Here is a 3052-nt window from a genome sequence, read left to right on the forward strand (position 1 = left end):
CTTACCCTTTATATGCTTCCCCTCAAAAACAGCAGATATTAAATGGAACATGTCAAGCCTTACCATAGGCGGGATTGCTAATCTTACCCACTCACTTTGAGAAAGAGCCCCTCCAGCTCCTCTACGGATGCAGACGCCTTTAACAACCCCTTGAACCTCTCCAATGCCTCTATGGTTCCAAGCCCCCTGACACGCCCCATAAGGGCAGTCCCTCTGTCTCCGTACTTAACCTCAAGCACCATCTCTATCCCCTCAAGCAACCCTTCGATCTTTCCCTTGCGTTGTCCCTCAATAAATGAATACTCTATCGCACCCCTTTCATCCTGCAATCGTATCTGCCAATAATCATAGATTTCAAGCTCGTCTTTACTCCAGAGCATCATGGTCGCTATGTTGTAGGCCGCTTGTATCTCATCAAAGTCCGCACACTTTGGTATCATCTCCAGGGAAACAGCGTTTTTGATGAAATATATCCATTTATCTACTACGCTCTCTAATTCATCCTCAGTCTTCTTAAACTTTGGCAACTCTATAAAATTGAACTCAAAATCTGTCAACTCCTGTTTGAGAGTTCTAGTGTTTAATATCATATGCTTTGTGATATAACTATCACCCTCAAAGATATCAAAATCCACTATGCCTATATATATCACCTGATTTAAAGTAGGATAATCGTCACCCTTCACCAACTGGGCAACATAGGCCTTACTCGTATAGTACAGCACACGCTTTTCAAAGCCGCGCCTCTTTTGAAGCTGTATCTCTACTATGAACGTTACGCCACGCTTATCCACCGCCCGTATATCAAGGATAGTCTCTTTCAGGAGCGTTATCTGTGGTGTCTGATACGGATTCAGAATCGACAAGTCGCCTATTTCTCTGTCTCCACTGAGGTCTAATACCGCATTTAAAAACGATATGAGTATCCCCTTACTGGCTTCATTACCAAATATCTTCCTAAACGCTATGTCGCTCCTTACATCTACAAACTGCATTCTTTATGATAACGTAAACTTGTGTAATTATGCAATCAATGCAAGACTGCATTGACGGTTATGGCAATGCAAAATGGGGTCAAGGGGGCTGGCCCCCGTTCTGAAGGGGGGCGGCTCCGCCCCTTTCTTTTTTTCTTCTCTTCCTTACGTATAAAATTAATTATGAACCGGTATTGATGAGTTTACCTATCTCTGAGACGTTGAGCAAAAACGACACACTGCCATCGGGCATAATGGCGCTTCCCGAGAGGATTGTTATGTGGGCAAACATGCGCAACAACGGCTTGATAACCAGGCTGATCGGCTCCTCGATCTCCTCGACCTCCAGACCAAAGTCCCCACTCTGACAGTGCAACAACACCACGTGACACTGCCTTCTTGCCCAAAACGCCTCAGATTGATAGTCCTCTGTGTCCCCCCCGATGACCTGCTCAAGGCGCAACAGAGGCACCAGACGCTGACGCACACGCACCATAAGACGGTGCATCTTACGTTGCACGTTAGAGCGGACATCATCGTCGTAAAACGACAGCAACTCCACGATGTCGGCCTGCGACAACGCAAACCGCTGCTTGGCAGTGCGCACCAGCAGAACCGGCACTATTGCCATTGCCTGCGGGATGCGGATACTGAAAAGCGTCCCCTCATCTGCCGTGCTGAGGATCGAAATCGTGCCGCCAACCTTTTCGACCTCCCGTTTGACCACATCCATGCCCATCCCCCGACCGGATATCTTGCTTATGCGCTGGGCAGTGGAAAATCCAGGCTCCATGATGAACCTAAAGACCTCGCTGTCACCGATGCCCTCGGCCTGCTGAGGCGTGAGCAGACCAAGCTCCACGGCCTTTGCCCTGGTGCGGTTGACATCGATGCCGGCGCCATCGTCAGCGACGTCGATAAATATCTGGCCATGCCTCTGCCCTGCCGAAAGCTCTATCTTGCCCAACGGTGGTTTCCCCTTGGCCTGTCGTATCCCTGGGGGTTCAATCCCGTGGTCTGCGGCATTGCGGATCAGGTGCCCAAGGATGTCCTTAATCGACAACAGGACGCTGCGATCGACCTCCGTGTCCTCACCGCTCATATGCAGATAAATCTTCTTGCCGGATTCCACGGAAAGGTCTCTCACCAGGCGATGATATGTCTCCCAGATGCGCCCAATTGGCTGAAGACGGTACCTAATAACCTCATCCTGCAGGGTGTGCAGGTGTTGTTCCATCTCCTCAAGGCCCTGCAGTGACATCCCATGATTGCGCGTGATAGCGTATCTCAGTTGGTTAAACGTGACAACCATCTCACCGACGATGTTCATCAAGCCATCAAGGCGCTTGATGGGCAGGTGTATGGTTTCGATGTTGAGCGGCGTGGCATCCGTCCTGCTGCTGCACTCATCGTCGATGTCATCTGGTTGGGTCAAATCGAGCGTGACACCGGCCTTTGTCTGAAGGCTTTGTAGCCTGTCAATCTGCGTACTGAAGTCAACGTCCCCCTCCTGGCCGGTCTTTTCGATACCCTGCAGCGCACCTCTGACGACGTCCACAACCGCCAGCAGCGTACTGCCCGTCTCACGTGTCATCGACAGCTCCCCCTGGCGGATCATCTGCAGGACGTTCTCCGCACAGTGGGTCAGCTCCTCAAGCCCAACGAAACCCATCATCCGACAATTGCCCTTGATGGTGTGCATACAGCGAAAGACCGTGTTGAGCAGCTCCTTGTTTGCAGGACTGTCCTCCAGCTTTAGCAGGTAGCGCTCTATCTGATCAAGGGATTCACCGTTTTCAGACATAAACTCCTGCAAGAGTGCATTTTGGGTCTCTTCGTTAAACATGCCGTCTTTATTGTATCACATGTTAATTATCATAAGAAAGGATATATTTTAGTCATTTATTATCTCTATACTTTTGCACTTTTTTATTAACTGGCTTTTTATGCTGTTTTTGAAAATGGATTCCCGTTCCCTGTTCAAGCCAGGGACATGTTTCACGGGAATGACAAGAAATGGTATTTTGCGCCCATCTGTGCCTGCCCCTGACTCGAACAGGGGTCATTCCTGCGTAAGC

3 protein-coding genes are annotated in these 3052 nt (G+C 49.6%); all 3 read right to left on the reverse strand.

Translation table 11 applies throughout. The annotated features are described in order from the left end of the window. Window positions 1-83 precede the first annotated feature (83 nt). Window positions 84-995 (reverse strand): Rpn family recombination-promoting nuclease/putative transposase, encoded by a 912-nt coding sequence (locus HWQ67_RS15310; RefSeq protein ID WP_218253555.1) that lies wholly within the window; start codon window positions 993-995, stop codon window positions 84-86. 160 nt (window positions 996-1155) lie between these two features. Further along, entirely contained in the window at window positions 1156-2820 is a 1665-nt protein-coding gene (locus HWQ67_RS15315; protein WP_218253556.1) for a chemotaxis protein CheA, read from the reverse strand. Window positions 2821-2872: 52 nt separating this feature from the next. Continuing rightward, on the reverse strand, window positions 2873-3052 hold a 180-nt coding region (locus HWQ67_RS15320), incomplete at its 5' end, for a hypothetical protein (protein ID WP_218253557.1).

This window comes from Candidatus Magnetobacterium casense (genome assembly GCF_019173545.1).
Taxonomy (GTDB): Bacteria; Nitrospirota; Thermodesulfovibrionia; order Thermodesulfovibrionales; family Magnetobacteriaceae; genus Magnetobacterium; species Magnetobacterium cryptolimnobacter.